General features: G+C 39.9%; 12 protein-coding genes and 1 pseudogene. 8 read left to right on the top strand and 5 right to left on the bottom strand.

The window, feature by feature from the left end; translation table 11 throughout:
* Positions 1–51 precede the first annotated feature (51 nt).
* Positions 52–585 carry a DUF402 domain-containing protein gene (locus AB5754_RS02850; RefSeq protein ID WP_311833490.1) on the top strand — a complete coding sequence of 178 codons (534 nt, stop codon included), beginning with the start codon at positions 52–54 and terminating at the stop codon, positions 583–585.
* A gap of 135 nt (positions 586–720) precedes the next feature.
* Positions 721–1,704, top strand: coding sequence for an N-acetylmuramoyl-L-alanine amidase (locus tag AB5754_RS02855; protein ID WP_368251470.1), 984 nt, complete (start codon positions 721–723; stop codon positions 1,702–1,704).
* A gap of 198 nt (positions 1,705–1,902) precedes the next feature.
* Here AB5754_RS02855 and AB5754_RS02860 read toward each other — a convergent pair whose 3' ends face one another.
* A complete protein-coding gene (locus tag AB5754_RS02860) occupies positions 1,903–2,364 on the bottom strand; it encodes a GNAT family N-acetyltransferase (RefSeq protein WP_368251469.1) in 462 nt (153 codons plus the stop codon).
* Positions 2,365–2,515: 151 nt separating this feature from the next.
* Between AB5754_RS02860 and AB5754_RS02865 the strand changes: the two genes are divergently transcribed.
* The 4 genes from AB5754_RS02865 to AB5754_RS02880 all read left to right on the top strand — a co-directional run bounded on the left by AB5754_RS02865 (position 2,516) and on the right by AB5754_RS02880 (position 7,488).
* Positions 2,516–3,625 (top strand): AI-2E family transporter, encoded by a 1,110-nt coding sequence (locus AB5754_RS02865; RefSeq protein ID WP_368259456.1) that lies wholly within the window; start codon positions 2,516–2,518, stop codon positions 3,623–3,625.
* A 140-nt stretch (positions 3,626–3,765) separates the two neighbouring features.
* Positions 3,766–5,142, top strand: a complete 1,377-nt coding sequence (locus AB5754_RS02870; protein ID WP_311833494.1) for a hemolysin family protein — start codon at positions 3,766–3,768, stop codon at positions 5,140–5,142.
* A 231-nt stretch (positions 5,143–5,373) separates the two neighbouring features.
* Entirely contained in the window at positions 5,374–6,954 is a 1,581-nt protein-coding gene (locus AB5754_RS02875; protein ID WP_368259457.1) for a peptide chain release factor 3, read from the top strand.
* A 183-nt stretch (positions 6,955–7,137) separates the two neighbouring features.
* Positions 7,138–7,488: a bacteriocin immunity protein gene (locus AB5754_RS02880; protein WP_368251965.1), complete on the top strand. Its 351-nt coding sequence runs from the start codon at positions 7,138–7,140 to the stop codon at positions 7,486–7,488.
* Positions 7,489–7,615: 127 nt separating this feature from the next.
* Here the strand turns inward: AB5754_RS02880 and AB5754_RS02885 are convergent, their stop codons facing one another.
* Positions 7,616–8,044 (bottom strand): DUF1801 domain-containing protein, encoded by a 429-nt coding sequence (locus AB5754_RS02885; protein ID WP_368251964.1) that lies wholly within the window; start codon positions 8,042–8,044, stop codon positions 7,616–7,618.
* 206 nt (positions 8,045–8,250) lie between these two features.
* On the opposite strand from AB5754_RS02885, the gene AB5754_RS02890 reads away from it, so the two are divergent.
* Positions 8,251–8,694 carry a DUF3290 domain-containing protein gene (locus tag AB5754_RS02890; protein ID WP_311833498.1) on the top strand — a complete coding sequence of 148 codons (444 nt, stop codon included), beginning with the start codon at positions 8,251–8,253 and terminating at the stop codon, positions 8,692–8,694.
* Positions 8,695–8,706: 12 nt separating this feature from the next.
* Positions 8,707–9,348 carry a DUF421 domain-containing protein gene (locus AB5754_RS02895; RefSeq protein WP_368251963.1) on the top strand — a complete coding sequence of 214 codons (642 nt, stop codon included), beginning with the start codon at positions 8,707–8,709 and terminating at the stop codon, positions 9,346–9,348.
* 44 nt (positions 9,349–9,392) lie between these two features.
* Here AB5754_RS02895 and AB5754_RS02900 read toward each other — a convergent pair whose 3' ends face one another.
* The 3 genes and pseudogenes from AB5754_RS02900 to AB5754_RS02910 form a co-directional block, all read right to left on the bottom strand.
* The gene (locus AB5754_RS02900; protein WP_368251962.1) at positions 9,393–9,812 is read right to left on the bottom strand and encodes an amino acid decarboxylase; all 420 of its coding nucleotides are present in this window, start codon (positions 9,810–9,812) and stop codon (positions 9,393–9,395) included.
* On the bottom strand, positions 9,809–10,387 hold the full coding sequence (locus AB5754_RS02905) for a UbiX family flavin prenyltransferase (protein WP_368251961.1): 579 nt from the start codon (positions 10,385–10,387) through the stop codon (positions 9,809–9,811). The genes AB5754_RS02900 and AB5754_RS02905 overlap by 4 nt, the downstream gene beginning before the upstream one ends.
* A 24-nt stretch (positions 10,388–10,411) precedes the next feature.
* Positions 10,412–10,752 (bottom strand): annotated as a pseudogene (locus AB5754_RS02910) (UbiD family decarboxylase); the annotation flags it as partial.

The raw sequence follows: 10,752 nt of genomic DNA on the forward strand, positions 1-10,752 counted from the left end.
GTGTAATTTCATCCGAACGACTGCAAGCATGCTTGCGAGAGAAGGGTAACTATGCGAATTCCTAAAGAAGGAGAATTTGTAACGATTCAAAGTTACAAACATGATGGCAATTTGCACCGAACGTGGCGGGATACGATGGTATTAAAAACCAGCGAATACTCGATGATTGGCGTGAACGACCACACTTTGGTCACTGAATCAGATGGCCGTCGGTGGGTGACCCGAGAACCAGCGATTGTTTATTTCCACAAGAAATGTTGGTTCAATGTAATTGCAATGATCAGAGAAAAAGGTGTTTCTTATTATTGCAACTTGGCATCGCCATTTTTATTAGACGAGGAAGCCTTGAAATACATCGATTACGATTTGGATATCAAGGTTTTTCCCGATGGTGAGAAAAGACTGTTGGATGTGGATGAGTATGAGCTTCACAGTAAGATCATGGAATATCCTCAAGACATTGACTTTATTTTAAAGGAAAATGTCAAGATTCTAGTGGACTGGATCAATAATGGCAAAGGTCCCTTTTCTGAAGGGTATATCGACGTTTGGTATAACCGCTACAAGCAATTGTCACAACGATAGAAAAAAGCTGTTACCAAGAATTTTGGCAACAGCTTTTTTCTTTTGCCGTAAATTTACTAGAGAGGGCTCTTTAAGGTAAATTTAAGTTAAATAAGGTATGATTTATCCATGAAAGCAAAGGATGTTGATTAATAGATGAAGAAAAAAGCTGCCCTGATTTTTTTAGTAGCCGGATTTGTGGCATTAGTGATTAATATGGGGCTAAAATTTCAAGCCGACCAAGCAAGTGTAATTTCTAGTAGCAGTGGAAGCAGCACCACCACCAGTACTTCTGCCACTAGCCAAAGTAGCCAGGAGCAGACCACGACCACTGTTAAAATGGTGAAAACCTATGTCGATCCTTCCCTTTATGATGAAAATGTGGAATCAGAGGCAGATTATGTTTCGGTATTGGCCACAGCCAGTAGCGATGGGGAAGTCTTAACAAAATTGCACCGAGGAGAATGGTCCACTTGGGTGGCAGATGAAGGGGATTTTGTGAAAATTAAGGCCGACGATGGAGAAGTGGGCTATATTCCTGCGGCCAATGCACAAGTAAAAGAAGTCGAACAAAGCTCAGCTCCAACAAGTTTAAGTCAGTTGCATATTGTTCTTGATGCTGGTCACGGCGGGATTGACAGTGGGGCAGTAAGTCCAGACGGTGAACTTTATGAAAAAGATATGACCTTAAAAACTGTCAAAGCAGTAGGTGAATTACTGGAAGAAAATGGTGTGGAAGTGACTTACACCAGAGATTCTGATGAAATGCTGGAGTTAAGTGAAATTGTGGAGCGCTCAGAAGCAGCTCAACCGGATGTCTTTATTAGTATTCACTATGATAATTTTGATACAGACAATGGTTGGCAAGGTTTTACCACCTATAACTACTATCAAGCCGGAGAAGTTCTCGCTAATTTAGTCAGTGAAAACTTGGGAGATCAATTGAGCCTTTCCAACAACGGTGTCCGCACTGGCAATTACTATGTGATTCGAGAAAACAACCAGCCAGTGAGCCTCTTATTAGAACTTGGTTATTTAAACAGTGATGAAGACTTGGCGGAAATCACCAAAGATGGGTATCCTGAAAAAGTAGCCAAAGGAATCTTAGCAGCTTTGAAAGATTATGTAGCCCAAAATTAACCTAAGACGTAAGTAAAAGACGACTGACTTCTATTAAAATTATTAGAAGCCAGTCGTCTTTACTTGTGAAAGCTAGTCTAGTATTTTGCTCATTTGATATTTATAAGTTTCATAGCCGTGTTTTTGATAGAACTGCTCTAAGTGCTCGATTGGATTTTCATGGACACGCTCCTTTTGAAACAAGGTGAAATAAGCTTTTTAGAGTGGCTTCGTATTTGCTTTAATCGGTTTTAGTTCTTTGGTCATTTCCACATGTTCAATACCAGCATCTAAAAAAATCGGGCCTTGAGTCACATACCCATTTTTTTCATAAAAAGCTTGCGCCGTTAACTGAGCTCCCAGTGTGATTTGGGTGAAACCTTGTGTTTGGGCAAAGTCTTCGGCGGCTTGTAGCAGCTGTTGACCGTATTTCTTTCCTCGAACGGCTTTTTCTACGGCCATACGTTGAACTTTCACATGAGTTTCATCTAAAGGTAACAGTCGCACGGTTGCTTGGGCTTTCCCGTCAACGTATAAGACAAAATGGATGGAGTAGGCTTCTTTTTCATCGATTTCTAAAGCTAAAGGAACCTGTTGTTCTTCCACAAAAACGTGGTTTCGAATCCGCAGGGCATCTAAATAAATCTCGCTCATCGTATCTTTGGTTTGGACAATTTTCATGATTGATTCACTCCTTCAAAAATAGTATACCTGAAGTGAGGAGCAAGACGGAACTATTGTGAATTCTTTTGGGAAATTTGTGCTTTTTCTGTTATTCATTCACGAATTTTGGTAAGATTGTCCATATTGAATCTTTTGGGGAGTTGTGCCTGTGTTCGAGAAACTAAAAGCATCAAAATTAATGTATTGGTCTGTGGAACTGCTGGTTTTGGCTACGTTGATTTTTGTTTCCACAAAAATCGATTTTGTCTTTAAACCCGTGGGAACCTTCTTTTCCACATTGTTTGGCCCAGTTTTAATCGCTGGTTTTTTGTATTATTTATTAAATCCCATCGTTAATTTGCTGACGAGAGTGACGAAGATGAAACGAATTTATGGGATTATTATCGTCTTACTCTTATTATTGGGAACCTTAGTTTGGGTTGTTTTAGCAGTGATTCCTAGTTTGGTTACACAGCTCGCTTCATTGGCCGAAAACACGCCACAATTTATTAAAGGCCTGCAAGATTGGTTGACGGAAATCGCCAAGAATCCCGCCTTGCAAAACATCGACATCGAAGCGCAAATCAATAAATTGGACATTTCTTATGGTAGTTTAATTCAGAAATTTTTATCTGGTTTGTCCAGTAGCCTAGGTTCCATTGTCGGTGGAGTGGCAACTACTGCAGTGACGGTGATTACGGTACCTTTTATCTTATTTTACATGTTAAAAGACGGCTATCGTTTAGTACCTAATATTCAACGTTTCTTTCCAAAAAACAGTCGGGATGAAATCGTGGAATTATTAGGAGAAATGAACCACACTTTGTCTAGCTATATCAGTGGTCAAGCCATTGAATGTGTCTTTGTGGCTACCTGTACTTTTATCGGCTATCAAATTATTGACGTTCAATATGCTTTCTTGTTTGGGGTAGTGGCGGGCGTTACCAATTTGATTCCTTACTTAGGGCCTTATTTAGGACTGTTACCAGCCGTTTTAGTGACCGTGTTTAATGAGCCGATTAAAGCTCTCTTGTGTTGTGTAGTGGTTTTAGTGGTGCAACAGCTAGACGGCAATATTATCTATCCCAATGTCATTGGCAAGTCTTTAAAAATTCATCCATTGACGATTATTTTAGTCTTGCTGGTTGCCGGTAACATTGCCGGACTTTTAGGGATTTTCCTAGGGGTGCCATTTTATGCGATTTGCCGCACGATTGTCATCTTTGTAGTGCGCATGGTGCGTAACGATCGGACTAAGAAGCTAGAGACCATCAAATAACGTAATATTTGCTGAAACCCCACCTAAACAGGTGGGGTTTTGATTGCATTGAAAAAGCCTTTATGATACGATTTTTAATGTGGAAATCTTCCACGTTTTTTTCTACCTAATTTTGAACATGAAAGAGAGTGTGTGGCATTATGAATGCTGACCCCGAGAGTCAGTCGCTAATCGCGCAAATATTATTACTGATCCTTTTAACAATGATCAACGCCTTCTTGGCAGCTTCTGAGATTGCAGTTGTTTCGGTTAATAAAAATCGCGTGGAACAAAAAGCTGAAGAAGGAGATCCTAAGTCGATTCGACTTTTGAATATCTTACATGATCCGACCAACTTTTTGTCCACAATCCAAGTAGGGATTACCTTGGTTAATATCTTATCCGGGGCTTCCTTAGCGGATACTTTGTCGGCTCGCTTAGCACCTTTATTAGGCGGTGGAGCTGCGGCTAAAAGTTTGGCCAGTGTCATTGTCTTGGCTATTTTGACTTATGTGTCCATTGTTTTTGGTGAGTTGTATCCAAAACGGATTGCCATGAATAAGTCTGAACAAGTCGCTCAATTCGCTTCAGGTGTCATTCGAGTGATTGGTACCATTGCGAAACCTTTTGTTTGGTTGTTGTCGGCTTCCACCAGTCTTTTGGCTCGAATTACGCCAATGGAATTTGATGATGAAGACACCAAAATGACCCGAGACGAAATGCGTTATATGCTAGAAACAGAAGGGGTCTTTGAAGAAGACGAGCTGGAAATGCTTCAAGGGATCTTCTCACTGGATACCAAAGTGGCCCGGGAAGTTATGGTGCCACGAACCGATGCCTTTATGGTGGACATCAATGATACAGTCGAAGAAGTTCTAACCGAAGTCTTGGCAGAAAATTATTCAAGAATCCCGGTTTACAATGAAGACAAAGACAAAGTTGTCGGTGTACTTCATACGAAAAACTTGTTAAAAGCAGCTTATAAAGTTGGTTTTGACCAATTGCAAATCAGTGATATCTTGCAAGAACCGCTCTTTGTACCGGAAACGGTCTTTATTGATGATTTATTGTATGAATTGAAGAAAACCCAAAATCAAATGGCGATTCTTTTAGATGAATATGGTGGCGTTGTCGGGTTGGTCACCTTAGAAGACTTATTGGAAGAAATCGTGGGCGAAATCGATGATGAATCCGATGAAGTCGAAACACTTTACGAAAAAATTAGTGATGATGAATTCATGATTCAAGGTCGGATGTTAATTGATGAGTTTAATGAACTCTTCACCACTGGCTTACACATGAATGATGTGGATACCATGGCAGGTTACTTGATAACTGCTTTAGGAACGATTCCTGACGAGGGCGAGCATTTGTCATATAGCATCGACAATTTGACACTGACCTCTGAAGAAATGGAAGGTTCTCGGGTGTTAAAAATCCGGGTAGTCTTTCATACACCAGTAGAACCAGAAACAGAACCAGAAGAAGAAAAACGTCATTTTTTCCGGGAATCGGAAGCTGATGACAATCATAAATGAACAGCAAGCAGGATAAAACTGCTGGAAGCATTTTGTCAAAAAAAGGAAGCCTAGGCTTTCTTTTTTTGTTAGCAGCAGCTGTAGTGAAAATTTGCATTGTCACTTTTCCAAAGTTCACAGGGCCAATGATTCATGCTATACTAGGCTAGTTGAAAACAGCCGGAGAAAGTCCGATGTAGACAGAATCAAACCACATAGTTAGAAATCAACAATAGAAATGGAGTACACGAAATGAACAACCCAAACTTACGCCAAGAAGTCGACATGCGTCGAACTTTTGCGATTATCAGTCACCCGGATGCTGGGAAAACTACGATTACCGAACAACTTTTACTCTTTGGGGGAGCCATTCGCCAAGCGGGAACCGTAAAAGGAAAAAAGACCGGGAACTTTGCTAAGTCTGACTGGATGGAAATTGAAAAGCAACGGGGAATTTCTGTGACCAGTTCCGTGATGCAGTTTGATTATGATGGCAAACGAGTGAATATTTTGGATACCCCGGGACATGAGGACTTTTCTGAAGATACCTATCGAACACTGATGGCAGTGGATAGTGCGGTGATGGTGATTGATAGCGCCAAGGGGATCGAAGCCCAAACCAAAAAACTTTTCCAAGTTGTAAAAAAACGGGGCATTCCTATTTTTACTTTTATTAATAAATTAGACCGAGATGGTCGGGAACCTTTGGAATTATTGGAAGAATTAGAAGAACTCTTAGACATTGAATCTTATCCCATGAACTGGCCCATTGGGATGGGGAAAGGTTTAGAAGGTCTTTACGACATTTACAACAATCGGGTCGAGTTATACCGACCGGATAATTACGGTGGCGATCGTTTTGTCTCCTTAAATGAAGCTGGGGATATCCCAGATGACCATCCATTAAAAGGCAACAGTCTTTTTGCCGATGTGCAAGAAGAAGTGGAATTACTAAAAGAAGCTGGCGATAGTTTTAACCGCAAAAAAATTGCCAAAGGAGATCAAACACCGGTCTTCTTCGGTTCAGCTTTGACCAATTTTGGTGTACAAACCTTCTTGGAAACTTTCTTGGAGTTTGCTCCTTCTCCCTATAGTCACAAGACTCAAGATGAGCAAGAAATCAGTCCTTATGAACAAGATTTCTCTGGTTTTGTCTTTAAAATTCAAGCCAATATGAACCCGGCCCACCGCGACCGGATTGCCTTTGTACGAATTTGTTCGGGGACTTTTGAACGAGGGATGGATGTTTTTTTAGAGCGGACGGGCAAAAAGATGAAGCTGGCCAATGTGACTCAGTTTATGGCAGATACTAGAGAAAATATCCAAGAGGCAGTAGCCGGAGACATCATCGGAGTGTACGATACTGGCAATTATCAAATTGGCGATACGATTTACGAAGGCAAACTAAAAGTTGCCTATGAAGAATTGCCTTCCTTTACGCCAGAGCTCTTTATGAAAGTTCAAGCCAAAAACGTGATGAAGCAAAAATCCTTCCACAAAGGGATTTATCAATTAGTCCAAGAAGGAGCTATTCAGCTATACAAAACGTATCTTACCGAAGAATACATCATCGGTGCCGTGGGGCAGTTGCAGTTTGAAGTCTTCCAATATCGCATGCAAAATGAATACAACGCGGAAGTCATCATGACACCCATGGGCAACAAGATTGCTCGCTGGATTGATCCAAAAGATTTGGATGAAAAGATGAGCTCCAGTCGTAATATCCTAGCTCGAGATCGCTTTGATCAACCACTGTTCTTATTTGAAAACAAATTCGCTGAACGTTGGTTTGAAGATAAGTACCCAAATGTGAAATTGAAGAGTTTGATGTAAGCTTTCAACAAAGGAACAATCCTTGTATCTGGATTGTTCCTTTTGCTATTTGCTGAAGGAGCGGTTATCGCTTCTTATTTGACACTAAAATATACTAGGTGTATCCTCGAGGCACAAACCGATATAGCAAGGGATTTACTAGGCTATAAAGAGGTTTGTAGGGAAAAGAAAGAAGGATGTTTCATGGTAATGGTAGAAGATGCGAAAGGTGACATTCACGAACTGTATAATTTATTGTCCAAACGAGACGAGCAGCCCGCAGAATTACTGGATATTACCGATATCTTATTGCAAGTGTATCAAAAGCTTGATAAAGAAAAAAATCCAGCGGCTTTACTCAATCGCTTAGTCAACTACATTCGCAATGCTGCTTTAAAAGGGCGACTTCATTTTTCTAAAAAAGAAGAAGAGCTGATTATTCAGTTAGGGGTCTTTGGTCAAAAGGCCGGGCTGAATGGAATCTATCAAGGAGACTATTCGGATAAGTCCCAATTTTATAGTTATCTGGAACAATCCCAAATGCCTCGCAGGTAATTACGACATACAAAAACTCTTTTGTGAATCGTTAAAAGAAACGAGCAAAAGCTGTTGATATACTAAAACTGCCTTCAAACTGTGAATCGCAACAGTTGGGAGGCAGTTTTAGTGTTTTAATTATCCTTTACCCATGAAGTAGATTATTTTTGCGTAGTGTTTCTTTAGTGGAAGCGGCAATTAATTCTTTTAAAACTGCCAAATCCACATCAGGCAACTTGTTAATATACACACAGCCTAATGATTCTTTGTGCTTTCCTAGGCGAGCCAACAATTCTTTTTTAGTGGGAAACTTGGGCTCAAGATAAATACTATGGCGGGCTTTGCGGGGAGCAAAGGCAGCTAAAGGGGCATTTCCTTCTCGTCCTGAATCGTATTGATAATGGTACTGACCAAAGCCGATAATCCCGCCACCCCAAACAATCGGTTCATAGCCAGTGATTTGCCGATAAAGGGCAATTAGCTGTTTGGCCTCTTCTTGTTTTCTTGGATGCTCGATTTGCTCTAGAAAAGTTTCTACAGGTTCTGTTAATGGTTTTAGTAGGGGTTCTGCCATGCTATTCTCCTTTTTGCTTTAGTATAATGAATTTAAAAAGGTGGCACTAGAAAAATGCTTTCCGAAAGCCTTGACTAATTGCTCAGTGCAAAGAGAGGTTTAGGAGTAAGATAGCTAGTCTTGAACTATTTTGAAATGGTATGATTGAGTTAAAGTTGTAAGTTTTCAGCTAGACTTTAGGCACTTTCGCTAGAGGAGGAAAAAGCATGAATTTTTATGGTATTCATTATTTAGAGTCTCAGGCCAATTTTAATGACTATATTAAGTATGTCTTGATTTTTGGCTCATTACTTATTTTAGTAATCGTCTTTATTCGTTATTTAAAGCATCGGATTCAAACAAAATATCGGGATTTGAGTATTATTTTCTTATTGGTTTTGATCTTTGCTTTAGGTGTGCAATATTCCGACTATCAGTCTAATCAAGCCAAGCAATCTCAATCTTCTCAGATGGTAGCTTTTATTAAAAGTGTTGCCAAGGAACGATCCATTGATCAAGAAGAGATATTCGCAAACGGTACGCAATTGAGCGACGGGGTTATTCTTAAGATTAAAAATGAATACTACCGAGTCAATCTGGCTTTGGATCAAGGATCTTACACCTTAGATCGAGCACATTTGCTAAACAACGACATTACGATTATAAAATAGGAGGTAGTGGGGATGCAGTTTTATAGTCCGATTATTGTAAAATTTGCTTTAGGAATTATTTGCTTTATTTTTCAAATCAATATACTGGGGAAAGGGAATTTAGCACCGTCTTCTGCCATGGATCAAGTACAAAATTACGTATTAGGGGGCATTATCGGTGGTGTTATTTATAACAATACGATTTCGGTTTTACAATTTGTGTTGGTCTTGATTATTTGGACTTTTTTGGTTTTGATTTTGAAATTTGCCAAAGAACACAACCGCTACGTCAAAACGATTATTGACGGTCGACCGATTAACTTGATTAAAGATGGAGAAGTGGACGTAAAAGAGTGCTTGACCCATGGCGTTTCTGCCAATGAACTTATGTTTAAGCTACGATCCAATGGAATTTACGAGATTGAAAATGTTAAAAGAGCTGTCTTAGAACAAAATGGACAATTGACCATTATCGAAAATGGAGATGAAAATATCCGTTATCCAATTATTGTAGATGGTCAAATCAACTTTGACGTTTTAGAATTGATTAAAAAAGATGAACTGTGGTTAGAACAAAAAATAGTAGAACAAGGGTTTGATAAAATCAACGAAATTTACTTAGGAGAATACTTATCTGGTCGACTGAATCTATTCGGCTATCATAGGAATAACTAGACGAAATAAAGTCCCGACATCTTATTCGGATGTCAGGACTTTATTTATCCATTATAAGTTTTGTGGTAATGATCATAACGTGGTTCCTCAGTTGGAAAGTCAGCATTTTTCAACCACCTAGCTATTTTTTTACCGAGTATTTCAGTCATTTCAAAGGAAGCTTTGATTTGTTCCTTGCTGATTCCGTTCACATGAACGCCTGCGGTAATGACACAAGTCCCAGCAAGATAAGAAGTAATATGCTTTAGCAAACAATCGCTTAGCACATCATCTTTATGCAAGCGCCCGTGATGACTAGGAAAACGAGTAATTTCTTGGGCAAACTCTTTACCCAGACAAGTAATGGTGCCAATATGAGGATTGTCTCCGCCGGTTAAGGCAATCAGCAAATCTTTACCGATTAAGGATACATCAGCTTGGATACTATAGCCAGCTTGGGTTACTTCAAAAACTTTTTTACTCATTTTTCTGCTCCTTGCCAACGTCTGCCGGTATCATTTTCAATGCCTAATGAGTCGAGAATTTTCATGGTTTGATGATCCACTAAATCTTGAATCGTTTTAGGATGATTGTAAAAAGCCGGAATGGGCGGAATTACATGAACGCCCATAGTAGAAAGTTTGGTCAAGTTTTCCAAATGAATCGTACTTAAGGGGGATTCCCGAGGTACTAGAATCAGTTTCCGTTGTTCTTTTAAGGTTACATCTGCTGCTCGGGCAATCAAATTGTCGCTGTAACCCATGGCAATGGCCGCCACGGTTTTCATACTAGCAGGAACAATCACCATGCCGTCAGCTAAAAAGGAACCGCTGGCAATGGCCGCCCCTAGATCATTGATGGGATAAGAAACATCCAACAAGTTCTCCAGTTCACTGAGTGTCACGTCTGCTTCTAGTTTCAAATTTTGTTTGGCCCAATTGCTAATGACGCCGTGGGTTTCCACATTTGGAATTTGTTTGAGTTTTTTGATTAAATCAATGGCGTAAATTGTTCCTGAAGCGCCAGTAATGCCAATGACAATTTTCTTTTTTTGAGACATAGATGGTTTCCTCTCTTTATTCAATTAGTCGAGATATTTTTGCCAATCGGGAACTTCTTTGAACTTCGCCCGGACAAAATGCTCTTTTAAATCAAAGGGAACGGTGCCGTCTAAAATCGTTTTGGCACTCATCCCTTTAAAGCGAATGACTCCAGGATTGTATGCAGGTAATTCTGATGGGTCTAGGGGGTGATTGCGCATGCCAGGAAGAACGATGATATCTTTGTCTCCTTGAAAACGGGTGTTTAACGTCCACATAACATCGTTCATATCAAAAATATCCACATCATCATCCACTAAAATAACGGTTTTTAATTCTTTAAATGCTGATAAGGCCAGAATCGCTGCTTGTCGTTGAATTCCTT

Origin of the sequence: Enterococcus sp. 2201sp1_2201st1_C11_2201SCRN_220225, assembly GCF_040925905.1 — a bacterium.
GTDB classification, from domain to species: Bacteria; Bacillota; Bacilli; order Lactobacillales; family Enterococcaceae; genus Enterococcus_C; species Enterococcus_C asini_A.